This window comes from Capsulimonas corticalis (genome assembly GCF_003574315.2).
Lineage (GTDB): Bacteria > Armatimonadota > Armatimonadia > Armatimonadales > Capsulimonadaceae > Capsulimonas > Capsulimonas corticalis.
Window position 1 is genome coordinate 4,615,977 of sequence record NZ_AP025739.1, and the last position, 24,169, is coordinate 4,640,145.

A 24,169-nucleotide genomic window follows, 5' to 3' on the forward strand; every position below is an offset into this window, starting at 1 on the left:
GCGGGAGGGGGCGCGCGAAGCGCGGGGGTGGGTTTGCCAAGGGTGGCGCGAAGCGCCGGGGTAAGTCACCCGGAGCGCGCGAAGCGCCGGGTGAGGGCCTCCTCCGTCTACCGATAAATCTCCGCGCCGCCCGCCACAAATTCTTTGGACTTCTCCTCCAGCCCCGCCGCCAGCGCCTCGTCCTCGCCGGCCAATTTGAGCTTGGCGGCGTAGTCGCGGACGTCCTGAGTAATGCGCATGGAGCAGAAATGGGGGCCGCACATGGAGCAGAAGTGGGCGACTTTTGCGCCTTCCTGCGGCAGGGTTTCGTCGTGGAACTCGCGCGCGGTTTCCGGGTCCAGCGAGAGATTGAACTGGTCTTCCCAGCGGAACTCGAAGCGCGCTTTGGAGATGGCGTCGTCCCACGCCTGCGCACCGGGATGGCCTTTGGCGAGGTCGGCGGCGTGCGCGGCGATCTTGTAGGTGATCACGCCGTCCTTTACGTCTTTTTTGTTCGGCAGTCCGAGGTGCTCTTTTGGGGTGACATAGCAGAGCATCGCGGTGCCGTACCAGCCGATCATCGCGGCGCCGATGGCGCTGGTGATGTGGTCGTAGCCGGGCGCGATGTCCGTGGTCAGCGGTCCCAGAGTGTAGAATGGCGCTTCGCCGCACCACTCCAGTTGCTTCTCCATATTCTCTTTGATCATGTGCATCGGCACGTGTCCGGGGCCTTCGTTCATGACCTGACAGCCGTGCTCCCAGGCGATCTTGGTCAATTCGCCCTGCGTTTCGAGCTCGGCGAACTGCGCTGCGTCGTTGGCGTCCGAGATCGATCCGGGGCGCAGGCCGTCGCCGAGGGAGAAGGAGACATCGTAGGCCGCCATCAATTCGCAGATCTCGTGGAAATGCGTGTAGAGGAAGCTTTCCTTGTGGTGCGCCAGGCACCACTTCGCCATGATGCTGCCGCCCCGGCTGACGATCCCCGTGCGGCGCTGCGCGGTCATGGGGACATAGCGCAGGAGAACGCCGGCGTGGACGGTGAAGTAATCCACGCCCTGCTCCGCCTGCTCGATCAGCGTGTCGCGATAGATCTCCCAGGTCAAATCTTCAGCCTTGCCGTTCACCTTTTCCAGCGCCTGATAGATCGGGACCGTGCCGATTGGGACCGGCGAGTTGCGCAGGATCCATTCGCGCGTCTCATGGATATTCTTGCCCGTCGAAAGATCCATCACCGTGTCCGCGCCCCAGCGCGTCGCCCATGTCATCTTTTCGATTTCTTCTTCAATCGACGACGTGACGGCGGAGTTGCCGATATTCGCGTTGATCTTCACCAGGAAGTTGCGGCCGATGATCATCGGCTCCAGCTCTGGGTGGTTGATGTTGGCGGGGATGATCGCCCGGCCGCGCGCCACTTCCGAACGCACGAACTCGGGTGTAATCACCTCGGGAATGGCCGCTCCAAAGCTATTTCCCGGATGCTGCCCCGCCGACGCCGAACGGTCGCGCCCCTGGTTCTCCCGAATGGCGATATACTCCATTTCCGGCGTGATGATCCCGGCGCGGGCGAGCTGAAGCTGCGTCACCAATCCCGACCCGCGCAGCGCCAGGCGCGGCGTGGGCATCGGCAGGTTCGGGTCGCTGTGTCCGGCGATCGGCTTGTAGCTCGGCGCCGTCTCCACATACTCGCCGCGCTCGCGGATCCACTCGGCGCGCAGCGGCGCCAGACCCTGACGGATATCGACCGCTACATTGGAATCGGTGTATGGCCCGCTGGTGTCGTACACGCGCAGAGGTTCGTTCTGCGTGACGGGCCCACCGTTATGCGCATGGGTGGGGGAGAGCGTTATTTCGCGATGGGGAACCTGAATATAGGGATGAATTACCCCCAGAGTATAAACTTTTCGTGAAGCGGGAAAGCGATAATCGCCAGATAGCGCCGAATTCTGCGGCGTTTGTTCCGCCTTGGTGGTCGTCATAGAGTGTCTCCTCGAAACCGCGCCGATGGTTGAAAACGCAAAAAGGCCGCTGTCCCGGAAAACGGGACAGCGGCCATAATGGGAGCGTACTCCAAAAAAAGCTGCTGAGGCCCCGCTTCCCTCCGCCGGTATGATCCGGATCAGGTTCTTGGGGTCTGCTTCGTGTAAGCTTCTCAGCCGGCAATATCTCCCGGCGCCCCCAGCGGTGTAATTCAGTTGTCGAGCAGATTATGGCGACTGGCGTCGCGGTTGTCAATACTGATTTTCGCGAATGGGATTGCGCTCGTCAGCCGTCGCGCTTTCGCTGCATTTCCTCGAAATGGTCTTCTGCGTATTGCAGCACCTTGTTTACTTTTGCATTCTCGATGGGTGAAAATGTGGAGTTGTCACGTGTCCAGAGGTTCTTGCCGTCCACGTTCCGCGTCTGAAGCGGCGCGTATCCTCGCACATGTCCGTCGGCGAACAAGTAGGCGGAGACGTGGAACCGTTTGCTCATAAATAGCGCGCCTCTGTTCTGCCCAGGAACGAATTTGGCGGTGAACGCTTCCGGCAGCGTCACATTGATATCGTTATACGCCGCCGTCGTCTCCGTCAATAGCGCGACGGTTGCGGGATTAGGGATGTCCTTAATTCTGGATGTTCCGCCATAGACGTCGCTGAACGGCCCGCTGGCCCCAAGCTTCGCCACGGTCGTCGAGTTGACCGCATACGATCGATGGTAAGTATCACGCTCGAGATCCGGCTCTTTGGCCGCCGCATTTTCCCGCGATTCATAAACATTATTACTTCGGAGATAGGGATAAATCATCGAGCGCCAGGACACCAGTTCATGATTCGGACCTGAGTACGACTGCCGTGGCGGAAGCATTTGTTCATTGTCCTCCGCGTATTGCAGCATCGCCAAGCCGATTTGCTTTGGATTGGAATATGGGCCAGGGCCGGAATACTCGCCCGCCTTCGCAAATACTGGAAATAAGATTGCCGCCATGACGGCGAGGATCACGAGCACTATCGCGACTTCACCTATCGTCATGCCTGCTACGCGTTTCATAATTGTGACCTCTTTCGTAAGAATAGATAGTCCATGACAGCGCCAGCGACTACCCCGATGGCGTACGCTATAAGATTATTCCATGTAAAGACGTGTCCGAAGATCAGTGCGCCAAACTTGGAGTGACGGATCGCGACCATGAACGGTGATTGAATGAGTTTCAGGAACTCCACGCAGACAGAAATCGCAAAGGTCAAAAGCGTTGCTTTTGAGAGAGAAAGAGTAGGGCGAATCCAGACGATCAGCCAATAAACCATGAGTGCCCAAAGCGCATCGCCTGGGTATTTGCCGAAGGCCACAGGAAAGATCTGGACCTTACGAGAGGCGTATCCCGCGATGAGCATGACTGCGAACGCCGCCGCGCATGCGGCTCGTGAGCGACGGGGCGATTGGGTTATGGGCTTACGAGGGATCATGGGGTTGTCACAGGATTGGTGTAGTAAGGCGGGATCGGATATCGGAACATCGACTGGTATTTTTCGGGCTTTCGCGCAGGGGTTCCGCCGTCGAAGTTACCATCTTCACCAGTACTGTAAAGCACGAAGCCGTCGCCCTCGCGTCGGTAGTGGAACGGACCTTCGGTAAATGGGTCCAAGGGGAGATGTGGGAGTGCGCTCAGATCTGTTGGAAATGCGTGCGTTTTCGATTTCTGAATGAGCAATCGCGCGGATATTTCGACGATGCGAGCGTCGGCGTCAATGGTTGTTTTTTTCGCTGCGGAGGTTCGTGATGGGGGTAAGCACACTTCTGTCAGCATATAGCGGAATCGCCCTGAGTAGCTGTTCGATGCCTTATCAAGAGCAGCGTCAGAGGCGGCAAGCTGAGGATTTGATTGAGGATATGGCAGATCCGCAATGTCGTGATTGTGGCGCAGCGTTGTCAGGATGAGCGCGCCATTGTCGTCAAGATAGGTGTTCCATTGCGCCTTACCCATGGTTGTCATCGCGACCTGTTCCGGCTTTTTGTGAGATGGGTTATCGACGGAATTAAACAGCGCCAGAGGGCCGGCGGATCGCAGATATTCGATTTCCGTAGCATCGAACGTAATTTCTGTTTGAAGCGCTTTGGAATATTTTACGGGGTGGTAGCGGCTGTCGATAGCATCGATAATTTCTTGGGCGGCGACAGGATCTCCATGCGATAAATAGAGAATTTTGCGCATCCCTTCCAGCGTAATCGCGTTGCAAGCGAGGGCGACAAGGTATGCGATCGTTGTTTTGCCGGAAAGCGCATGATCCGCCAGTTGGAAGCCCAGCGCCTGATTTTGGATGGCTTCGTGGAAATGACCTTGATGCGCCAGATCGAAACTTTCGACGCTGATCACTCGTGTGGACTGACGAATACCGGCGAACCGAGGGAATACCACCGCCACAGGATCGGGATTGCTCCAGTTGATCCGAAGATCGCACTGCGGTCGCGCGGCCGCTGCATGGATGAGCGAAAGCAGATGCGCTTGGTGAATGACGGCCGCGTGGGCGTCCGCAATCTCCTGAGGCGACGGCATATGGCGCTTAAACCCATCGACCAAGATTTTGTCTCCGGCTGTCGGTGGATGCGCTTTCAGCTCGGCGTCAATCTGTGCAAAGATCGGCCCTGCGTCCCGTGCAGCCGGCGGCAAGGGATCCTGCAGCTTCGCCATTTGCGTAGGAATCCCCGCAGCGCTCAGCGCTTGTAGCTGACCTTGATACGCCGTGTGCGTTTGCTTTGCGTGGCGATCGCTTACGATATGGACCAGTCGGTATGCGCCAATAGCGATGGCGATCGGTGTGACGATCAAGAACGCAATAATCTTATTCTTCATGATTTTGAGCGAGTGTCCTCGGCAGCGAGATCGTAGGGTGGAGTGGGATAGCGAAACATCGGCGCCCAATGCTTTGATTTGACGGTTGGGCTTCCGCCGTCGAACGTTCCAACTTCTCCAACACTGTACACGACGAAGCCTGTCCCTTCTCGTCGATAGTGGAGTGGTTTTGCATTATAAGGATCGATAGGAGATGAACCCATGGCGCTGAGTTGCGCGGGAAATGTTCCACGCACATGCTTCCAAAGCAAGAGTTTCGCGGCCGTCTGCGTTGTGACGATCAGTGCTTGCACTTGAGGCCGGTTACGGATATTGCTTGTGATGTCGAAATCTATATCTTTGATCAGTAGGTAATTCGGGTCTGAATATTTCTGAAATCTGACAGAACTTGCTTGTAGACGCGGCCGAGCATTGGCGTAGGTTTCATCGGCGACCGCCGCTTCTTCGCGGCGGCGCTGGAGAAATGCCGTTAGGTTCGCGTCCACATACGAGTTCCATTGCAATGAGTTATGGGAGAACTTCCTCAATGGCGTCCAATCATAAAACTCCGTTTTTACGAGCTGGTTCGGACGGCCGTATAAGATTTGCTGGCGCAGTTGTTCGAGATGCATCAGATCAATGGTCGTCTGATCGCGCATGGCGCGGGCAAGGCTGGGTTCTGGCCGCTTCGCTGGGATGTTTTTGAGTATAGAAGTAACTGCGTCCGGGTGATCCGCCCCAATACGCAGGATTAACTGTAAGCCGCGAAGCGCACGCGCATTGATATACAGATTGCTGGAGCAAGACGATACGCCGCGAGCGGCACGCGCATGATCGGCGATCCGAAACACCGAGACTTGATCCCGAATGGCGTCGTCAAATTTCCCGTCTTCGGCCAAGATCAGCGCTTCCGCGGAAATCAACCGCGCGAGATCATCCATCTTCCAGTCAGGCTGAGCGAAATCCGCGTACGGATGCGGAGACCCCCACTGGATATGGAAATCGCACTGGCTTCGAGCGGTTGCTTGATGGATCCGCCTCAGCAAATCTTTCCGTTCCGCCAAAACGACCCGCGTTCGAGTGACATCGGAGGGACTGGGCAGGCGTCTCCCGGTGGCGATCCATAAAACCGCGCGCTCCTCTTTGCTTAGCGGATGTGTCATGAGCTCGACGAAGATCTGGTTGTAGATCAACCCCGCGTCGTCGCCGGCAGGCGGAGCCGGCGTATTGAAGCTCGACGTATCGAGCGCAAACCCTTCGACACGGGCCAGGCGCAGCTCATTCAAATAATTTTGATGGTTCTGCCGCGCGACGCGCGCTTCTTGTCGCTTGATCGCTTGGAAATGGCCGGCGACGACAAAACCTAGCCAAATCGAGGCCGCGACAATGAGGACAATCGCCAATCTTTTCATCACGGTTTACTGGCCTGGAGCGGTCGAGAGATAGTAGGAAGGCGCGGGATATCGAAATATCGGGGAATGGTCTTTCGGCTTCACTTGCGGAGTCCCTCCGTCGAATGTCCCGTCCTTGCCGACGCTGTAGAGAACGAATCCTGCGCCTTCGCGGCGGTATCCGAATGGCTTGCCGCTGTAGGGATCGAGGGGAGTAACGCCGATGGCGCTCAGCGTGGCGGGGAATGCTCCGTGCTGGGATTTCCAGATCAAAATATTCGCGGAAGTCTCCAGAACATCCATCATCCCGACGCTTTGTGAACGCCAGCTCGCCAGATTGGCCGTATCCAAATCGAGCACATTCGCCATGGGGGTGGCGGCCTCTTTGCGCTTCTCAAAAGCGGCGGCATGCTGAGAAATTTGTGCATACGAGAGGGGAAGCGGCAAGTCGGCGGATGCAATGTCGGCGCGGTCACGCTGGAGAAGTCCGGTCTCGAAAAAGTCCAAGTATGCGTTCCAGGAGTTTGTATTTTGCCGAATCAGACTGAGTGTCGCGACATCCTGCGAGGTGATGACATAGTGATTCGCCAGCGTCTGGAAGTCTTTGACGGAAGCTGTCCGGAAGTATTCGATTGTTGAATAGCCAACAATCGTCTCGGCGCGGAGCGTCGCAGACAAATCAGGCGTATGCGCGCTGCGCTGGATCGCCAGACGCACGGCGTTCGCTGTCGCGGGATTATCGCCATGAAACTCGAGAATATTGCGCATGCCTTCAAAAGTTATGGAATTGACCGCATTCGCGATGATGTACGCAGAGGAGCGTTTCACCGTAGCGCAATGGTCCGCGATCCGAAACCCCAGCGCCTGATTCTGGATCGCCTCCGCCACGCGTCCCTCGGACGCCATCAGCAGGCTTTCATTTTGGATCATGCGGGCTGCTTCGCGCATCGACGCAATCTCCGGGAAACGGACATCCTGCGGATTGGGCGCATCCCAGTTGGTATTGACCACGCAATCGGGTTTCGCCACGGCGAGATGTATCAGCCGCAACAGGCTCACGTTCTGACGCAAAAACGCCTCCCGCTTCGCCATCTCCGCCGGCGTCGACTTCGGAGTTCTGGCAAGCTTCAGCAACCGATCCTCCCGCATCGAATCGACACGGTGAAACTTCCGCTCGGCCGAAATCTGCTGATAAATCGGCCCCGCATTGTCCGCCGCCGACGGCAACACCGGCTTCAGCAGCGTCCGATCCAGCGAAATCCCAGCGGCCCGAGTAAGCGCAACTTCCTGACGCGCCCGGCGCGCGTCTTCAATCTGCGGGCGCCGGATCGACCAATACGTGCCGCCCGCCAGGGCGCAAATGAACAAGGCGGTGAATACGATGAGAGGGGCAAGTGATTTTGTCATGGTCAGCCAATCAGGATCATTTCAGCGATCTCAATGGATGTGACCCTGACGGCGGAGGAAAGTTGCACAATGGAAATGATTTTTGGAAAGGCTAAGGATATCGAAATACTATGGCAGTGGTGTCTTTCATCAAGCCTGCCTGCTGAGGGTTATATTGGCCAGATTGCCCCAAGCTCCATATGACAAAGCCGTTTGAGGAAGAAGCATATTGAAAGGGCTTCCCAGAGTAGGGATCAATCGGAACGCGATCCGTTGTCTGAGCAAGGGTGGACGGAAATCGATGATGCTGTGCGGACCAAATCAAAACATCCGCCGCGATTACGGTCGATTGTGCCGTTGCCGTCATAAGATAGCGATGCTGAATTGATGTCGTAAACTCAGGACTGAGAGCGCGAGCAAGAGTGTAATCATCGGCAGGATACGCCTTTAGGCGCGCCAATTGATTGTCGATCGCTTCATAGATGGATTTTCCGGGCAGCTTGGCATTGCTCGAAAGCTCCCGTAATTGATGAATCGTGGATCGCCCGTTAACATCAAGCCATTCATCGAAGAGCGCTTTCGGTTTTGGAGTCCGCAAAGCCTCGCCTGATTTTCGTCCGGTGTTTGCGAATGCCACCGGCCCCATATGCTGGGTGTATTCCATCAGACGCGCAAAGATGGCTGTTTCGCCCTGAAGAGCATAGGAGGGGCTGATCGTTTGATAATCGGAATGAATTGCGATCTTTATCGACGCTGCGATCTGGGGATGCTGTGTCGACAGCGCTAAAATTCGATCCATCCCATGAAGCGCGATCGCCTGCGAAGCAACGGCGACAAGATAAGAGATTAAGATCGGTTCTGAGGACGCGTGCTTCGCTAGACGAAAGCATAATCGTTGATTCGTCACAGCTTGCTGAAGCTTGCCATCGTGCGCCATTAATATGCTTTCGGCCGTTATCAGGCGTGCAACTGCACGAATACTAATAAGTTCCGGAAAGAGAACTGAAGTAGGATCGCCTTGCGTCCATTTTCTTTGAAAAACGCAGCTCGGTTTCATCGCGGCCGCATGGGCCAAGAGTAACAAAGCGTGCTCCCGCTTTAACACCGCGCGGATGTTGGCAATCTCGGCATTGGCGTGTGGCTTTGTGCTAAGAAACTCCTTGATGAGGTCTTCATCGGCCTTGACCGCATTAGATTTTCGGAGAGCAGCGTACTCAGTGTATTCGATTGCTGCATTTTGATGGACGGGAGGAAGCGGCTGCTGTACTTGTCGGATATCTGTCCACAAGCCGTCGTGACGCGCGCCTTCGAGTTCCGCTAAGTACTGTCGATATGCGTCTGGATGTGATAATGGCAGTGGTGGAGGTGTCGGCGAGGACGCCAGAAGGCTCGCGAGGACGATGGGAAGGATATTCATCAAAGGCCTAATGAAAATTCGGAGAAGAAGGGTGGTGAAGTCATCCTATAAGCCGGATTCTGTGTTTGTGTGGCCATCTCTCTCGAACGCCGGTTGCCCGGCGCCTCTAGCGGCGCTACCGGACGCGTCGGCGGGTCGCCTCAAACCGCATCCTGTGGCCTTGCTCCCGATGGGGTTTACCCGGCGCTCACGTCTCCGTAAGCCCGGTGCGCTCTTACCGCACCATTTCGCCCTTACCTCGCATTAGGTCCTTGCGAACCCAAAATGAGGCGGTATGTTTCTGTGGCACTTTCCGTCGGGTCGCCCCGCCCGGCCGTTAGCCGGCATCGTTACCCTGTGGAGTCCGGACTTTCCTCTGCTCCTGAGCTCCCGAAGGAACCGGTGACAGCGGCCACCCGGATGACTTCATGGGAGAGTATAGCACATCGCGCCGCCCCGCATACCCTGGGAGTCCCCTCAGGATGCAGAAAAGACTGCTTGCTTCCGATAATCAAAAGAGAGCAAATGTGAGGAGCAAGGCCATGAGTGGACTGGACATCTTTTTGATCCTGGCGATTGTCGCGATGACGGTGGTGGGCGCGACCATGGGATTCGGACGGGCGGCGCTGACGGCGCTGGCGCTGTTCGGTTCTTTGTGGGCGGCGAGCGCGTCCCTGCCGACCGTGGCGGGCGTCGTGCATATCCAGTCTAGCGGCGCGGCGAACCAGGGCGATGTCTTCGCCATGCTGTGCCTGGCCTTTGGGAGTGTGGCCGTAGTCGTGGCGAAGTATGTGCACGGCTCGCTGGGCATTCACGCGGGGATGTTCGACGCGTTTTTGGGACTGTGCGCGGGGGTGGCGATCGGGATGATGGTGGCGCACGGAGTGGTGCGGACGATGACGATCGCCGATCCGGACGGGCAGGGGGAGGGCGGTCAGGTCGCCTCCGGCTCAGTCAGTCATGAGATGCTCGAATTCACGTCATTTCACTCGGTCATGGACACCGTGACCGGCGCCGGGACCTATCGGCGCTCGCTTCCTAACGTCGGCGGCTAGCCGCCGCTTCCGTTCCGCGCCGCGCTGTCCCCGCTAAGATGGGGACGGGCGGCGTCCGCCTCTCCGCATTCCCGTACAATTACTCGCAAAAGGGTTGACTGCCATCGTGTGAGCGTGTATAATGGCCTTACTCCGTCCTGGAAGGCCAGGCACGCAACATGAGGTACGCAGTCATGGATCCGGAAGCCACCCCGGTCGGCAATTCGCTGACTCCCGCCGCCAATTTCTTCACTCTTGGGGCCGAGTTACTGGGCGAGGTGCAGAAGATGATCGGCACGAACCGCGTCCGCTCGCTGCGCATCAAACTCGGAACGAGAGTTATCAAGGAGATCCCAGTCGCGCCAGTCACGGCTGTCGCCACTGTGGCGTTAGTCCTCATCGCGGTCATCGTCAGCACCATGAGCATTGAAGTCGAACACGAGCCGGCATCTTCGCCTGCTTAGTCCACGAGGCCCCTCTTGATCAGACGTAATCCCTCCGATTGGAACATCGGAACCGACCTATCCGATCGCCTTCGGCAATCCCAGGTCAAATACGCGGAGATGGGCGATTGCGAGATCGTCGCGCGCGCACAGCGCGGCGAAAACTCAGCGGCCGAGTACATGCTCTACAAGTATCGCAACCTGGTGCGCACCAAGGTGAAGTCATACTTTCTTGTCGGAGCCGAAAAAGAAGATTTGCTCCAAGTGGGGCAGATCGGCCTGTGGCAGGCGATTATTGATTTCCGCGCCGACAAGGCGATTTCCTTCCCGGCTTTCGCAAAAGTGTGCATCACACGCCATATTATCACCGCGATCAAAACGGCGACCCGGCAAAAACAAATGCCGTTGAACCAATCGCTCTCACTCGAAAGCCCGTCCGTCGACTCGACCACCGACTGGAACCTCTCCGATATCATCCCCAACACCGAAGGCGCCGATCCCGAGGATCTGGTCCTGCGCAACGAAGACACAAAGATCCTGCACGAGACGCTTCAGCAAGTCCTGAGCGAGTTCGAATGGCATGTGCTTTCGGGGTATCAAGTGGGGAAATCGTATCGCGAGATCGCGAGCGAGCTGCGATGCAAGACAAAATCCGTGGACAACGCCCTGGCGCGGATCAAACGAAAAGTGAGCGGCGTACCGATCGGCAACGCGGACCTGAGCGAACTGCTATAATCTCATTTCCATTTTCGACATTTGAGAGCCCGCTTCCACACGGGTGGAGGCGGGCTCTCGCATATTGTCCGTCCGCCGTATTTACGCAATCTCACACAAACAGAAACCGTTATGAAATTTCAAGACTTATTGTTGACGCTGGAGCGTTTTTGGGGAGAGCAGGGATGCTTGATCCTTCAGCCTTATGATGTGGAAGTTGGCGCCGGAACCAACGCGCCGGCGACGACGCTGCGTTCGGTCGGCCCGGAGCCCTGGAACGTGGCTTACGTGCAGCCCAGCCGCCGCCCCGCCGACGGCCGCTACACGCGCAATCCCAACCGCGTGCAGCATTACTATCAGTATCAGGTCATCATGAAGCCGTCTCCGGACAACATTGTGGACCTGTACCTGGACAGTCTGCGCGCCCTCGGGATCCCGCTGGAGCAGCACGATATCCGCTTCGTGGAGGACGACTGGGAGTCGGCGGCGCTTGGCGCGTCGGGCGTCGGCTGGGAAGTCTGGCTCGACGGCACCGAGATCACGCAGTTCACCTTCTTCCAGCAGATGGGCGGCATTCCCTGCGATGTGATCAGCGCCGAGATCACCTACGGCACCGAGCGCCTTGCGACGCTTCTTCAGCACGTCCCGTCGATCTGGGATCTGGAGTACGCGCACGGCGTGACCTATGCGGACACGGAGAAGCAGGCGGAATACGAGAACTGCGTCTACAACTTCGAAGAAGCCGACACGCAGATGCTGTTCACCCTGTTCGATATGTACGAGAAGGAAAGCCATCGTATTCTCTCGACGCGCAACCTGGTTTCGCCCTCGTTCGATCTGGCGCTGAAGTGCTCGCACGCCTTCAACCTGCTCGACGCGCGCGGCGTCATCGGCGTCGCCGAGCGCGCCTCCTACATCAACCGCGTCCGCGCGCTGGCGCGCGGCTGCTGCCTGGCGTATAAGAAGCAGCGCGAGGAGCTGGGGCATCCGTTGATTAAGGCGTAGTCCTACCCACCCCGACCCTTCGGGCCACCCCTCCCGCAACGGGAAGGGTAATTCGGATGAAAATACGGAGACGGCCTGCGTTAGAACGCCTCCTCCAAACCCTTCCCGTTGCGGGAGGGGTGGCCCGAAGGGCCGGGGTGGGTAGGACACAGGTTTCAGGAGCGAATGGACAGATTATGACGGAACTGCTGTGGGAAATCGGATGCGAAGAGCTGCCGGCGACGTTTGTGGCGCCGACGCTGGCGCAGATCGAGCAACTCTTTCAAGACAAATTTACGGCCGCGCGTCTTTGGGACAAGGACGCCGATGACGCTGCCCTGCGTGTGCTGGGGACGCCGCGTCGTCTGGTGCTGCATGCGCATGGCCTCGCCGCGCGTCAGCCCGACGAGACGCTTGTGGTCAAGGGACCGGCGCAGAATATTGCGTTTACCGCCGAAGGCGAGCCGAGCAAGGCGGCCATCGGCTTCGCCAATAAGAATGGCGTACAGGTCGGCGAACTGACCGTCGTCGATGGCTACGTGCAGGCGACCGTGAAGCGCGCCGGGCAGTCGGCGGCGGAGATCGCCGCCGAGCTGCTGCCGAAGATCGCCCGCGAGCTGACCTTCCCGAAGGCGATGCGCTGGGGCTCGGGCAAGCTGCGCTTCGCGCGGCCGATCCGCTGGATTTTGGCCCTGCTGGACAACGAAGTCGTTCCATTCTCCATCGAACATGTCGCGACGGGGCGCAAAACGCGCGGCCATCGATTCCTCTCGCCCGACGAAGTGGAAGTCCCGACCATCGACGATTACTTTAACCTCATGCGCGACAAGTTCGTGCTGCTCGATCCCGAAGAGCGGCGTCAAATGATCGTCGAGCAGGCGACTTCGCTCGCGAAGCGCGAAGCCGATGGCGACGTGCAGATCAATCCGGCCCTGCTGGATGAGAATGTCTTCCTGACGGAGTACCCGACGGCGGTTCTCGGGTCCTTCAGCACGGAGTTCCTGCAACTGCCGACTCCCGTACTGATCACCGCGATGCGCAAGCATCAGCGCTACTTCCCGGTGTTCGCGGCCGACGGTTCGCTGCTGCCGCGCTTTGTCGCGGTGCGTAACGGCGGCGGGGAATATCTGGACACGGTTCGCGCCGGATACGAGCAGGTTCTTGTCGCCCGCTTCAACGACGCCAAGTTCTTCTTCGACCTGGACACCACCACGCCGCTCTCCGCGAAGATCGACGGCACCAAAAACATTGTCTTCCAGGAGAAGCTCGGCACGGTTTACGAGAAGTCCCTGCGTTTGAGCCCGATCCTGCGCGACGGCGGTCTGCTGACGGAGCTTGGCGCCGGCGAAGCCCAGAACGTTCTGCGCGCGGCGGAGCTTTCCAAAGCGGATCTCGCCTCGGAAATGGTCAAGGAACTGCCGGCGTTGCAGGGGATTGTTGGCCGCGACTACGCGGGCCGCGACGGCGAACCCGAAACGGTGGCCGCCGCCATCGCCGAGCACTATATGCCGAAGGGCGCCGGCGAGGCGCTCCCCGAAACGGTAGCCGGGCGACTGCTCGCCATCGCCGACCGCGTCGACACGCTGACGGGATACTCGGGCATCGGCATCTTCCCGACCGGAACCAGCGATCCCTACGCCCTGCGCCGCGCCGGGAGCGGCCTTGTGGCGCTGCTTGGCGTGGACCGCTCGCTGCCTGCGCTGGCGACGCTCTTTGACGCCGCCTGGAACGCCTATCATACGCAGGGCATCGCGCTCACGGAAACCCGAGAGCAAGCCTACGCCTACTTCCTGACGCTCATCGGCCAGCGTCTCAACGCTTCCCTGGAAGAAAAGGGCGTGCGTTACGATGTCCGCGACGCCGTCCTCGCCGCTCCGATCACGCACGTCTTTGATACCCAGGCCCGCGCCGTCACGCTCGGCGCCCAGGCCGACAGCGCCGGCGTTCGCGAAGCCGCCGCCGCTCTGCTGCGCATCGGCAACATCCTGCGCTTCGCCGCCAAAGAGGGCGTGGAAATTCCGGCGACCGACGCCGATCCCACGCTGTTCGAACAGGATGTCGAAGGCCAGCTCTGGTCGGCCTACCTCGACACGCGCGAGAAGTATGCGACCGCCGCCGACGCCGGCGACTGGGAGCGAGCGCTGGCGCTGCTCGGCGCCCTGCGCCCCGCCGTGGACGCCTTCTTCGAGAGCGTCATGGTCATGGGCGACGACACCGCGCGCCGCGCCAACCGCCTGGCGATGCTCAGCCGCGTACGCGAGACATACAACGAGTATGCGGAGTTTGATAAGCTGGTGGCGGGGTAGGAGTTGGCCCTATTCCCCCAACTCGCTTTGGCTCGTCGGGGGAATAGGAATTCCCACGGGGGAATACGTCCCTCTTCGGGTACAATAACCCCATGAGTACACTGGCGCCCTCCGTCGAAGAAGACGTTCCTGTGCGGATCGACGATCCGATCAACGCCGCGATTCTCGCGGTTTCCGAGGATTCTATCCAAGGCTTTCTCCCTGACCCCTTTGAACAGATCGCGCTCCAATCCGGAGTCGCCGTCGATACCGTGATCGAGCGGATTCGGGCGATGGTGAAGTCGGGGACGATCCGTCGCGTGCGGCAGACGCTGATGGCGACGAATCTGGCGCCGGGCGCGCTTGTGGCCTGGCAGCTTCCCGAAGAGAAGCTGAGCGCCGCGTTCGATTACCTCTTTCAGCAGGACCCATTTTCCGGCCACGTCGTCATTCGGACGACGGACGCCGCGACGCCGGGCTCCAACTATCGCCTGTGGACCACGCTCAAGGTTCCGCAGGGCTATTCCCTCAAGGCGCATTGCGATTATTTGAAGCGGCAAATCGGCGCGGATCACTATCGGATCATGCCCGCCAAGCGCTTGTTCGCGCTTGGGGTGGGGCATGTGCGCCGCAAGGGCATGGAGCCGGGCAGCAAGGCCGAGGAGCTCGCGAACGTGCTGGACACGAATATCGTGGAGCTGAGCGAGCTGGAGTGGCGCGTGCTGGTGGCGCTGAAGCGTGAGTTTGAGCCAAGCGAGATTCGGCGCGATCTGTGGGCGGCCCGCGCCGACGAAGCCGGCGTGGACCTCGATACGTTCTATCGGATCGGAACCGAGCTGAATGAGCGACGGGTGATTGGGCGTTTCTCCACGTTTCTGGAGCATGTGAAGCCCGTCGCCGGTAACCAGCGCGTCACGCGCTACAATGCGCTGTTCCACTGGGCCGTGCCCGAAGGACGCGAGATTGAGGCGGGGCGCGAAGTTGGACGGTTCCACATCATGACCCACGCTTACTGGCGCGAGGGCGGCGCGGAGTTCAAGGACGTCAATGTGATGGGCGTCGCGCACGGCACGGAAAAAGAGATGGTGCTGGCGCACAAAGCCGCCATCGACGCGCACCTGGAATCCGTGGGAATCCCGGTCAGCTACACGAACGTTTTCTGGGGCGGGCGCAGTGAAATCAAGCCGTCGGAGATTTCCCCGATTGCTTACCGTGAGTTTTTAGACGCTGCGGGAATTGACGAAGAAAGCATGCGCGCCTAGGCTGAGATCGCTTATGACCCATTCGAGTTCCTCGGCCGATGCGCTGCGGCCCAATCAATTTCGCGAACATCAGGAGCGGCTGGAAGACGAAGTGCTGTCTCCCTACGCCGTGCGCTCCAGCCAGACGCAGGGACGGCAAAACCCCGAACCGCTGGACCCGGTCCGCACCGAGTTTCAGCGGGACCGGGACCGGATCCTGCACTCCAAAGCCTTTCGACGCCTCAAGCACAAAACTCAAGTCTTTATCGATCCCAAGGAAGACCACCACCGCACCCGATTGACCCACACGCTGGAAGTCTCGCAGATCGCGCGGACTCTGGCGCGCGCCCTGCGTCTGAACGAAGATTTGACCGAAGCGATCTCACTCGCACACGATCTGGGCCATACCCCCTTCGGACACGGCGGCGAGCAGGCGCTCGACGAAGTCCTGCGCGAGTACGATCCCAAAGGTGAGTTTCGCCACTACGACCAGAGCCTGCGTATCGTCGACGTGCTGGAGCGGGGTGGGGCGGGGCTGAACCTGACCTGGGAAGTGCGTGACGGTATCTTAGGACACTCCAAGGGAAGCAAAGATCTGGGAATTGTCGAAGGCACGCAGCTGCCGTCGTCGCTTGAAGGCATGTGCGTGCGAATCGCGGACCGGATCGCCTATATCAATCACGACATCGACGACAGCGTGCGCGCCGGCGTGCTTCGGCTGGAAGATCTACCGCAGGATGCGCTCGATGTTCTGGGGCGCTCCCATTCGGCGCGCATCGCGACGATGGTGATGAACGTTCTGGAGAGCAGCGTCGGCGCGCCGGAAGTCAAAATGACCGGCGTTATCCTCGACGCCACGAACCGCCTCAAGGACTATATGTACGCGAATGTGTACAATATGGAAGTGCGCGGCCAGATCGAGATGGACAAGGCGCAGCTGATGGTGAAGGAGCTGTTCCGCCTGTACATGGGCCAGCCGCACCTCTTTTCGGAAGAAGAAGATTTGATCCGTTACGACTTCGACCGGCTGCCGACGGACGAGAAGCTGCGCGCCGTGACCGACTTCGTCGCGGGAATGACCGACCGCTACGCCGTGACGACGTTTCAAAAGCATTTCGTCCCTTCGGCGTGGGCTTACTGACGTCTGACCGCCCGTTTGTCTCCTTGACATTTGATCGACCGTCCTTGTATACTGAAGCTGGAAATTTGCCGGCGAATCGACGCACGCAGAACGGCGCCGAACGGATTTTTTGTTGGAGGATTTGAGTTTGCCCAAGATCTATACCCTCGGCGGGAACCGCCTCGAAGGAGAGGTCCGCATCAGTGGAAGCAAGAACGCGGCGCTGGCGATCCTGGCCGCGACGCTGCTTCCCAGCAAAGGACAAACCGTCCTGACCAATGTCCCGCGCATCAGCGATGTGCTGACCATGATCGAGATGCTCAAGGTTCTCGGGGTTAAGGCTGAGTTCACTTCCGATTCCACCGTCATACTCGACGCCACGAATTTGACTTCCAGCAAGGCGCCGCATGAACTGATCCAGAAGATGCGCGCGTCGTTCTCCGTCCTCGGGCCTTTGCTGGCCCGGTTCGGCAACGCCAGCGTCGCGCTGCCCGGCGGCTGCGACATCGGCGCCCGGCCCGTGGATTACCATATCAAGGGGCTGGAGCGGCTGGGTGCGAAGACCACGGTGGAGTACGGCTTCGTGGAGGCGTCCGCCCCGAACGGTCTGCGCGGCGCGGATATCTATCTGGACTTCCCCAGCGTCGGCGCAACCACGCACATCATGACCGCCGCCGCTCTGGCCGAGGGGATCACCACGATCTCCAACGCCGCCGAGGAGCCGGACGTCGTGGCGACCGCGAACCTCATCAATCAGATGGGCGGGCGGGTGCGCGGCGCGGGCACCAAAGAGATCACGATCGAAGGCGTCAAGGAGCTGCACGGCACGGAGTTCCGCGTCGATCCCGATCGCATTGAGGCGGGTACATTCGCCGTGGCGGCCGCGATCACGCAGGGCGACCTGTACCTGCGCGGCGCCATTGAAGAGCACACCCAGCCGGTCATGCGCAAGCTGGCCGAAGCGGGCGTTGAGATCCGCTTTGACGACGACGGCGTTCGGGTCCGCGCGCCGCGCACGCCGCTTCAGGCCGTGCATGTGAGCGCGAGCCCGCATCCGGGCTTCCCCACGGACATGCAGCCCCCGCTGGCGGCGCTGCTGACCCTGGCGAACGGCACCTCCAGCATCACCGAAACCGTCTACGAACGCCGCTTCAAGTATATCTATGAGCTGGCGCGTATGGGCGCGAATATTAAAGCCGAGGCGGGCGTGGCGATTATCGTCGGCGTCCCCCGGCTGACCGGAGCTCCCGTGGCCGGCTCGGACCTGCGCGCCACAGCCGCGCTGGTGCTGGCGGGGCTGGCGGCGGACGGCGAGTCGGAAGTCAGCGGGATTGACTTTCTCGACCGGGGCTATGAAGCCTTTGTGGAAAAATTGAGCGCCGTGGGCGCGACGGTTCGACGCGAAGAAAACGATCGGGCGGAAGCGGCAGAGACGCAGCCTTCCGGAAAGGTGGCTGGGTGTTCCGTTTAAGTCAGGATATCGGGATCGATTTGGGGACGGCTAACGTCCTCGTCTACGTACGCGGCAAGGGAATCATTATGCGCGAACCGTCCGTGGTGGCGGTTTATATTCCCACGCGCAAAATCAAGGAAGTCGGGGAGAAGGCGCGCGAGATGCTCGGGCGCACCCCTGTCAACATCGCCGCCGTCCGCCCCATGGTGGACGGCGTTATTGCCGACTACACCACCACGCAGCAGATGCTGGAATATATCTTCCACAAAGTCTGCGGCGCCAAGCGAGTCTTCAAGCCGCGTGTGCTGATCGCCGTCCCCAGCGGCGTCACGAGCGTCGAAAAGCGCGCCGTGAAGCAGGCGGCGCTCGCCGCCGGCGCGCGTGAAGCCTGGACGATTGAAGAGGCCAAAGCGGCCGCGATCGGAGCCGGCCTGCCCATCAAAGAGCCGGGCGGCAATATGGTGGTCGATATCGGCGGCGGCACCACCGACATCGCGGTTCTGTCCCTGGACGGCATCGTCCTGTCGCGCAGTATCCGTATCGGCGGCATGAAGCTGGACGAAGTGATCATGCGCCACGTCCGGACCCAGTACAACCTGGCGATCGGGGACCGCACCGCTGAGGAGATCAAGATCACCATCGGCAGCGCCACCAACCTGGAGCAGGAAATTGGAATGGAAGTGCGTGGGCGCGACCTGATCAGCGGCCTGCCGCAGACCATCGAAGTGAGCTCCCAGGAGATCCGCGAGTGTATGGTCGAGCCGATCAGCCAGATCGTCAGCCGCGTCAAAAACGTGCTGGAGAAGACGCCGCCGGAGTTGGCGTCGGACATCATTGAACGAGGGATCATCCTCACGGGAGGCACCGCCATGCTGCGCGGCCTCGACCGATTGATTGCGGAGGCGACCCAGGTCCCCACGCGTGTGGCCAATGATCCGCTGTCCTGTGTCGCCATCGGCACCGGCAAATACCTTGAGGAGCATCGAGATGTCCCGGAAGAATTCCATTACGCGGCTTAGCGCCATATTGCTGGGCGCAGCCGCCCTCGCCGCCGGAACCGCGTTCGCCGCGCCTAAAGATGTCCCCCAGAACCATTGGGCCGCGAAGTCCGTGGACAGTGTCACCACCAAGCGGATCCTGACGCCGAACGCCAAGGGAAATTTCGACGGCGATAAGCCGGTCACCCGCTATGAACTGGCCGTGGCTCTCGATCGCTTCGTGCAGTACATCGAAGCGGGCCGCAAGCCGCTCCATCCGACAAGCCGCAATACCAAGGCGATTTTGCCGGCGAAGGCAAACACGGAGCAAAAAGCGGCGCTGGCCCGCCTCGCCTCCGCCGACTTCATTCCCGCGAACTCGCCTCTGCTGAAGAATGACGACCGAATCGTGACCGCCAAGGAACTCAAAGCCTCTTTGTCCGCCGTCGTGATCCGCCTGTCCGACCGCGCCATCGCCCCGCAAAAAGATTAGTAACCCTCACCCCCGTCCCCTCTCCCGCATCGGCTAAAGCCTGGGAGAGGGGTGTCCAAAGATCGAAGCCCAAACGTGTTCCGCCAATGTTTTTGAGAGATCCTCTGAAATGCTTGGCGTGAAGCATTGTTTGGGCTTTGCTTATTGGACATCCCTCTCCCAGGCGAAGCCGGGGCGGGAGAGGGACCGAGGGTGAGGGCTTAAAAAAGCCGATTCCCGGTTGGGAATCGGCTTTTTGTCTGCTATAGTCAGCGCCCGGGGCGGCCGCCCCGGGCGCGCTGGGGAGTGGTTAGTGATCCGCCGTCTCGATCGTTGCGTTGACGGACATTCCTTGGCGGAGGTTGGCGATGTCCTCGGCGGTGGCGGCGTTTTTGTCATCGCCGCTGGTCGCCGGCGTCAGGATAATCTTGACCGGGACGCGCTGGACGACCTTGGTGAAGTTGCCCGTGGCGTTGTCCGGCGGCAGAAGCGCGGTGGAGGCGCCGGTCGCTTCGTTGATGCTCTGCACCTTGCCGTGGAAGACCTTGCCCGGGAACGCATCCACATCGACTTCGGCCGGCTGACCGGCGCGGACATCGCGGAGCTGCGTTTCCTTGAAGTTGGCGCTGACCCAGACGCTGCCGCCCGTGGTCATCGTCACGATCGTCTGGCCGGGTGAAAGCGCCGCGCCTTCGTTGACCGCCTTCTTGACGACCTTGCCGTCGCTCGGCGCGTAGATGTACGTGTCGTTCTCCAGAACCTGCGCGGAATCGAGCGCGGCTTTGGCCTGAGCGACCTGCACCTTCAGCGTTTCAATCTCCTGCCTGCGCGCATTGACCTGCTGCTCGCCCGCCTTCGCGGTGGCGAGATCGGCCTCTGCCTGCGTGGCGAGGTTGGAGCTGTTTTCCACGTTGTTCTGCTGGACGCTGACGGACGGCGCGTTGGCCTGGGCCAGGCTGACTCCGGCGCTCGCGACCTTGACCTGCTGCTGCGACGCGGTCGCGGCCTTGCGGGCGCTTTCGACGGCGGCCGCCGCCTGTTTGACGGCGGACTGCTGCTGGGCGACCAAGGAACGCGCCTGCTGCACCTGCTGGCGGGCGCCGCGAAGCTGAGCCTGCGCCGTCAGGTAGGCCGCGTGGACCACGTCGTACTGCTGCTGCGTCACGGCTTCCGATTTCAGAAGCGCGGCGTAACGGGTGTCGTCGGCGCGCGTCTTGTCCAGGTTCGCCTGGGCGGATTCAATCGCGGATTCCGCGACGTCGGCCGCGTGCCGGTCGGTCGTGACGCCCTGCTGCATTGCGGCGAGGTTTGCCTGGGCCCCGGCCAGCTGCGATTCGACCTGAGCCGCCTGGGCCTGGGCCACCGTGACCTGGGTTTGAGCCTGGTCGATCTGGCTGTTCAGCGTGCGGGTCGTCAGATCCTGCTGGGCGCGTGCGCCCTGAACCTTGGCGTTCTGCGCCTGGATGGCGGCCTGCGCGTGCTGGATATTCGCGTTTGTGCTGGCAATCTGGTATTGTAGGTTCGCTTCCGCCTGCGGGATCTGGCTTTGCGCCGAGAGGTAGGCTTGCTTGGCCTGCTGCAAATTGGCGAGCGGGCCGCTGTCGTCGAGACGAGCGATCAGTTCGCCCTTCTTGACGATATCGCCTTCCTGCTTCGTCAGCTTGATCAGGGTGCCGGAGACGATCGGGCTGACGTTCACGAGATCGCCCGTGACATAAGCGTCGTCGGTGCCGACATGCGTCTGGCTGTAGTGATAGTAGCGAAGACCGAAGATGAGCGCGATCACGACGGCAATCGCGACGACGATCCCGATGATGCCCTTCTTGGCGGGATTCATCGGCGCTTTCTTCTCTTCCGTCGCGTTATTGGCCGGAGGCGGCGCCTGGGGCGCGCTCGTTCCATTGGTCCCGTTGCTGGCGGGCGCTGGTCCTTCGGGAGCGCGCTCCGTTCGGGGGGCGGTCCCAGCTGTTTGTGTTACCTGTTCTGCCACTTTAATATCCTTCCCGTCTAATCCTGCTGATCCGATGGAGACTTCCGTTTGCTCCCGGCTGCGATCATTACTGGCTCTGGCCGCCGCTCAGGACGCCGAGAGCGTGGCGATATTCGGCTTGCGCGACTTGATAGTCGTAAACCGCGTTGATTTGATTGTTTTCCGCCGCTTGGAGCGCGGCCTGCGCATCGGTGACTTCCAAATAAAGGGCGACTTCGCCGCGGTATCGAAGGAGCGCCAGATCTCGTGTCTTGATCGCCTGCTGCAGCGCGCTGTTCGCATTGTCGATCTGCGCGGCCGCCGTCGTCAGGTTCAGGTACGCCTGGCTGACGTCGAGACTGACATCGGATTTCAGGGAATCCAGAGTTGTCTTCGCGTTCTCCGTCTCCAGCTTTGCTTCCGAAACTTTGTCCCGCGTCACGCCGCCGTCATAAAACGGAATGGTGATCGAAGCGGTGATGGCCGCTGTCCGCTGGCGCGGGCTCTGGAATGAGGTGGTCGGATAGTAATCTCCGGCCGCGTTCAATCGAAAGTCCGGCTCCAACCCGGCATGCGCGAGCTTGATCCCTTTTTCGGCGACACGGACATTGACTTGCTGGGCAAGCACATCCGGGCGCTGGGTATAGGCGGTCTGAAGATCTTTGTTCACATCGATCGCCGTCACTTCGGCCGTCGGCGACGCGAAGAGCGGGGTTTCTGGTTCCGTCGTCGTCGCCGTCGCGGACGGCGTCGCCTGACCGACCGACACGCCCGGCAGATCGCTCAGCACGACTTCGGTGGCGAGCGGCTGTCCCACCAGGTCGTTAAAGCTGGTGCGCGCGATGCTGGCGTTGTTCTGCGTGCGCCGGAGCTCCGTCTGGGCGTTCGCCACCTGCGTGTTGGCGCGCAGCACATCGACCTTCTGCCCGACCTGCTGTCCGTTGAGCTGCTGGGCGATCCGCTGCTGCTCCAGCGCCGTCGTGAGGCTCGCCTGAGCGACCTGCATCTGGTGCTGGGCTCGCAGCAGGTTGTAATAAACTGTTTCCGCGCGCAGCGATCGGTCGTTACGGATACGCTTCACCTGGAACTCATCCGCAAGCTTCTGCAATGTCGCCTGATCGGTCGCCGCTTTGATCTGGCCGGTTAAGTCCAGACGCTGGGAAATCCCGAGCTCCAGCGTTTCGGTGTGGCTGCCGAGGACTTCCACCGGCGGCGTGCCGCCGATCGAAACCTTGGTTTTTTGATCGAAGCGGGTTGCCGACGCGCGTCCTTCAATGTTCGGATGCCCTTCGTCCGCCTTCTGGTTGGCCCGCTTCTGGTCGATCTCCGTATTGCGCTGCGCGATCTGCAAGTCGCTGCTGCTCTCATACGCGGCGGCGATCGTCCTGTTCAAATCCCAATCCGTGCCTTTGAGGGTCGAAATCCGCGACCCGCCCAGATTTCCTTGAGATGTATTACCCATAGTTCCGGAAGTTACGCCGCCGTTTCCCGAGACGCCCGCTCCATTGGGATTGCCGCCGGCGTTCGCCGGAGCCGTTCCCGCGTTAGGCGAGTTCGTCGCCGCCGGGCCGTTCGCCGCGCCCTGGCCGGCAGCGGCCGTATTGGATCCCGGCGCTCCGGAAACGCCCGCTCCGCCCGCTCCGGCGGTTCCCGCATTGGCGCCCGGCGCCGCTCCCGCCGCTCCATTGCCCGCCGCTCCGGCTCCGTTACCGGCCGCGCCGGCCGCCGCGCCATTCCCGGCGCCCGCGCCGCCGCCTTGCTGCGCCCACGCCGCCGTGCCGCCGCTGATAACGGATACGCCGAAGATCGCCGCGGCGATCTCGCTGAACAAAACTCGTTTCAATCTTTCCCGTGCATTTGCCATTGATCTATGCCTCATAAACAACTTAAGAAAGCGTTCTATTAACGCTTGCGCAATCCTCGCACGACGAGGTCGACAATCAACCCCATCTCATGCTTTTTCTCTTCCAGCTCAGTAACGCAGGGGAACGGGGGCCAGAATCCGGCCACCATATATTTGAGGGAACGCGCCGCGGTCGCTGTGTCCGGAACGTCAAAAACGCCTTTGCGGTTCCCTTCCTCCAGCACCTCGGCGATCAGCTCACGCTCCTGCTCGATGTACGGCCGCATCCGGGCCTGCATATGGGGACGCACGGCGGCCACCATCTCCTGCGTATGGGGAGATTGCGTGCAGATGTGGTGCGTGTCCACCATCGGCAGAATCAGCATCTCCTTGAGTTTCTCCGCCGGCGTCATTTCACTGTTTTGAACGACCCCCTGCATCTTACCCAAACTTGTTTCTTTGAACTGCGCGACGATCGTCAGGGCGATATCTTCCTTGCTGTCGAAGTAAAGATATACAGTCCCCTTGCCGACACCGGCGTCGGCGGCGATTTCGTCGATGGTCGTCTTTTTGAAGCCGTAATGCCAAAGCCGTTCGGACGCCGCTTCAAGGATTTTGTGCCGGATATCGGCCTGCTGTACACGCGCCATAACTACCACGCTCCTACTGACTGAT

Annotated in this window: 19 protein-coding genes, 1 other RNA gene, 1 pseudogene and 1 riboswitch; of the genes and pseudogenes, 10 read left to right on the forward strand and 11 right to left on the reverse strand. The window is 60.2% G+C overall.

What is annotated here, in order from left to right:
• Positions 1-107 precede the first annotated feature (107 nt).
• From thiC to rnpB, 8 genes and pseudogenes are all read right to left on the reverse strand, one after another.
• Positions 108-1,892, reverse strand: a pseudogene (gene thiC / locus D5261_RS19840) (phosphomethylpyrimidine synthase ThiC); the annotation flags it as partial.
• 163 nt (positions 1,893-2,055) lie between these two features.
• Positions 2,056-2,166, reverse strand: a riboswitch (TPP riboswitch).
• A gap of 75 nt (positions 2,167-2,241) precedes the next feature.
• Positions 2,242-3,006 carry a type II secretion system protein gene (locus tag D5261_RS19845; protein ID WP_119324095.1) on the reverse strand — a complete coding sequence of 255 codons (765 nt, stop codon included), beginning with the start codon at positions 3,004-3,006 and terminating at the stop codon, positions 2,242-2,244.
• A complete protein-coding gene (locus tag D5261_RS19850) occupies positions 3,003-3,350 on the reverse strand; it encodes a ribosomal maturation YjgA family protein (RefSeq protein ID WP_165864551.1) in 348 nt (115 codons plus the stop codon). Before D5261_RS19850 ends, D5261_RS19845 begins: the two co-directional genes overlap by 4 nt.
• A gap of 68 nt (positions 3,351-3,418) precedes the next feature.
• Positions 3,419-4,807, reverse strand: coding sequence for a hypothetical protein (locus D5261_RS19855; protein ID WP_119324093.1), 1,389 nt, complete (start codon positions 4,805-4,807; stop codon positions 3,419-3,421).
• The gene (locus D5261_RS19860) at positions 4,804-6,198 is read right to left on the reverse strand and encodes a hypothetical protein (protein WP_125206261.1); all 1,395 of its coding nucleotides are present in this window, start codon (positions 6,196-6,198) and stop codon (positions 4,804-4,806) included. The genes D5261_RS19855 and D5261_RS19860 overlap by 4 nt, the downstream gene beginning before the upstream one ends.
• Positions 6,199-6,204: 6 nt before the next feature.
• A complete protein-coding gene (locus D5261_RS19865) occupies positions 6,205-7,584 on the reverse strand; it encodes a hypothetical protein (protein ID WP_119324091.1) in 1,380 nt (459 codons plus the stop codon).
• Positions 7,585-7,675: 91 nt separating this feature from the next.
• Positions 7,676-8,980, reverse strand: a complete 1,305-nt coding sequence (locus D5261_RS19870) for a hypothetical protein (RefSeq protein WP_125206260.1) — start codon at positions 8,978-8,980, stop codon at positions 7,676-7,678.
• 32 nt (positions 8,981-9,012) lie between these two features.
• An RNA gene (rnpB, locus tag D5261_RS19875) (RNase P RNA component class A) lies at positions 9,013-9,387 on the reverse strand.
• Between the two features lie 114 nt (positions 9,388-9,501).
• On the opposite strand from rnpB, the gene D5261_RS19880 reads away from it, so the two are divergent.
• The 10 genes from D5261_RS19880 to D5261_RS19925 all read left to right on the forward strand — a co-directional run bounded on the left by D5261_RS19880 (position 9,502) and on the right by D5261_RS19925 (position 19,703).
• Positions 9,502-10,014: a CvpA family protein gene (locus tag D5261_RS19880; RefSeq protein ID WP_165864550.1), complete on the forward strand. Its 513-nt coding sequence runs from the start codon at positions 9,502-9,504 to the stop codon at positions 10,012-10,014.
• A gap of 158 nt (positions 10,015-10,172) precedes the next feature.
• Positions 10,173-10,457 (forward strand): hypothetical protein, encoded by a 285-nt coding sequence (locus tag D5261_RS19885; RefSeq protein WP_125206259.1) that lies wholly within the window; start codon positions 10,173-10,175, stop codon positions 10,455-10,457.
• 15 nt (positions 10,458-10,472) lie between these two features.
• Positions 10,473-11,171: an RNA polymerase sporulation sigma factor SigH gene (gene sigH / locus D5261_RS19890; protein ID WP_218025734.1), complete on the forward strand. Its 699-nt coding sequence runs from the start codon at positions 10,473-10,475 to the stop codon at positions 11,169-11,171.
• Between the two features lie 111 nt (positions 11,172-11,282).
• Positions 11,283-12,155 (forward strand): glycine--tRNA ligase subunit alpha, encoded by an 873-nt coding sequence (gene glyQ / locus D5261_RS19895; RefSeq protein ID WP_119324088.1) that lies wholly within the window; start codon positions 11,283-11,285, stop codon positions 12,153-12,155.
• A gap of 176 nt (positions 12,156-12,331) precedes the next feature.
• Positions 12,332-14,440, forward strand: a complete 2,109-nt coding sequence (gene glyS / locus D5261_RS19900; protein WP_165864549.1) for a glycine--tRNA ligase subunit beta — start codon at positions 12,332-12,334, stop codon at positions 14,438-14,440.
• Between the two features lie 92 nt (positions 14,441-14,532).
• On the forward strand, positions 14,533-15,681 hold the full coding sequence (locus tag D5261_RS19905) for an Lrp/AsnC family transcriptional regulator (protein ID WP_119324086.1): 1,149 nt from the start codon (positions 14,533-14,535) through the stop codon (positions 15,679-15,681).
• A 13-nt stretch (positions 15,682-15,694) separates the two neighbouring features.
• Positions 15,695-16,801, forward strand: a complete 1,107-nt coding sequence (locus D5261_RS19910) for a deoxyguanosinetriphosphate triphosphohydrolase (protein ID WP_119324085.1) — start codon at positions 15,695-15,697, stop codon at positions 16,799-16,801.
• Positions 16,802-16,928: 127 nt separating this feature from the next.
• A complete protein-coding gene (gene murA, locus D5261_RS19915) occupies positions 16,929-18,251 on the forward strand; it encodes a UDP-N-acetylglucosamine 1-carboxyvinyltransferase (RefSeq protein WP_119324084.1) in 1,323 nt (440 codons plus the stop codon).
• On the forward strand, positions 18,239-19,252 hold the full coding sequence (locus D5261_RS19920) for a rod shape-determining protein (protein WP_119324083.1): 1,014 nt from the start codon (positions 18,239-18,241) through the stop codon (positions 19,250-19,252). The genes murA and D5261_RS19920 overlap by 13 nt, the downstream gene beginning before the upstream one ends.
• Positions 19,221-19,703, forward strand: coding sequence for an S-layer homology domain-containing protein (locus tag D5261_RS19925; protein ID WP_165864548.1), 483 nt, complete (start codon positions 19,221-19,223; stop codon positions 19,701-19,703). The genes D5261_RS19920 and D5261_RS19925 overlap by 32 nt, the downstream gene beginning before the upstream one ends.
• Before the next feature lie 289 nt (positions 19,704-19,992).
• On the opposite strand, the gene D5261_RS19930 is transcribed toward D5261_RS19925, so the two are convergent.
• The 3 genes from D5261_RS19930 to D5261_RS19940 form a co-directional block, all read right to left on the reverse strand.
• Positions 19,993-21,672: an HlyD family secretion protein gene (locus tag D5261_RS19930; protein ID WP_125206258.1), complete on the reverse strand. Its 1,680-nt coding sequence runs from the start codon at positions 21,670-21,672 to the stop codon at positions 19,993-19,995.
• A 67-nt stretch (positions 21,673-21,739) separates the two neighbouring features.
• Positions 21,740-23,494, reverse strand: coding sequence for a TolC family protein (locus D5261_RS19935; RefSeq protein ID WP_165864547.1), 1,755 nt, complete (start codon positions 23,492-23,494; stop codon positions 21,740-21,742).
• Between the two features lie 59 nt (positions 23,495-23,553).
• Complete coding sequence (locus tag D5261_RS19940) at positions 23,554-24,144, reverse strand: TetR/AcrR family transcriptional regulator (RefSeq protein ID WP_165864546.1); 591 nt, start codon at positions 24,142-24,144, stop codon at positions 23,554-23,556.
• Positions 24,145-24,169 lie beyond the last annotated feature (25 nt).

Excerpts from the sequence above, each read along its gene's own strand:
- glyQ (WP_119324088.1), top strand. The coding sequence starts at position 11,283 with ATGAAATTTCAAGACTTATTGTTGACGCTGGAGCGTTTTTGGGGAGAG.
- D5261_RS19885 (WP_125206259.1), top strand. The coding sequence starts at position 10,173 with ATGAGGTACGCAGTCATGGATCCGGAAGCCACCCCGGTCGGCAATTCG.
- D5261_RS19940 (WP_165864546.1), bottom strand. The coding sequence starts at position 24,144 with ATGGCGCGTGTACAGCAGGCCGATATCCGGCACAAAATCCTTGAAGCG.
- D5261_RS19860 (WP_125206261.1), bottom strand. The coding sequence starts at position 6,198 with ATGAAAAGATTGGCGATTGTCCTCATTGTCGCGGCCTCGATTTGGCTA.
- D5261_RS19855 (WP_119324093.1), bottom strand. The coding sequence starts at position 4,807 with ATGAAGAATAAGATTATTGCGTTCTTGATCGTCACACCGATCGCCATC.
- D5261_RS19850 (WP_165864551.1), bottom strand. The coding sequence starts at position 3,350 with ATGCTCATCGCGGGATACGCCTCTCGTAAGGTCCAGATCTTTCCTGTG.
- D5261_RS19910 (WP_119324085.1), top strand. The coding sequence starts at position 15,695 with ATGACCCATTCGAGTTCCTCGGCCGATGCGCTGCGGCCCAATCAATTT.
- D5261_RS19905 (WP_119324086.1), top strand. The coding sequence starts at position 14,533 with ATGAGTACACTGGCGCCCTCCGTCGAAGAAGACGTTCCTGTGCGGATC.
- D5261_RS19845 (WP_119324095.1), bottom strand. The coding sequence starts at position 3,006 with ATGAAACGCGTAGCAGGCATGACGATAGGTGAAGTCGCGATAGTGCTC.
- D5261_RS19870 (WP_125206260.1), bottom strand. The coding sequence starts at position 8,980 with ATGAATATCCTTCCCATCGTCCTCGCGAGCCTTCTGGCGTCCTCGCCG.
- glyS (WP_165864549.1), top strand. The coding sequence starts at position 12,332 with ATGACGGAACTGCTGTGGGAAATCGGATGCGAAGAGCTGCCGGCGACG.
- D5261_RS19865 (WP_119324091.1), bottom strand. The coding sequence starts at position 7,584 with ATGACAAAATCACTTGCCCCTCTCATCGTATTCACCGCCTTGTTCATT.
- D5261_RS19880 (WP_165864550.1), top strand. The coding sequence starts at position 9,502 with ATGAGTGGACTGGACATCTTTTTGATCCTGGCGATTGTCGCGATGACG.
- D5261_RS19925 (WP_165864548.1), top strand. The coding sequence starts at position 19,221 with ATGTCCCGGAAGAATTCCATTACGCGGCTTAGCGCCATATTGCTGGGC.